The sequence below is a fragment of the Peribacillus sp. SIMBA_075 genome (assembly GCF_046534585.1).
In genome coordinates, this window is sequence record NZ_JAWRYN010000956.1 from 1 (window position 1) to 259 (window position 259).

Consider the following 259-nt stretch of genomic DNA (forward strand, 5'->3'; position numbering starts at 1 on the left):
CCATGATGGATATTACCGAAAGAAAAAAAGCGGCTGAAATCATACATTACATGGCTCATTATGATTCGTTGACCAATTTGCCAAATCGTACGTTGTTCAATGAAACGTTGAGATTGGCCTTGCAACAGGCCAAACAAAAGAAACAGAAAATAGGAGTAATGTTCATCGACTTGGATCGATTTAAAAATATAAATGATACGCTCGGTCACTCGATCGGAGATATTTTGCTCAAGGCGGTTGCCCAGCGATTGCTTGGCTG

1 protein-coding gene is annotated in these 259 nt (G+C 40.5%); it reads left to right on the forward strand.

Annotated features, from left to right (window positions below):
• On the forward strand, positions 1 to 259 hold a 259-nt coding region (locus tag SB775_RS31100), incomplete at both ends, for a diguanylate cyclase domain-containing protein (protein WP_410865127.1).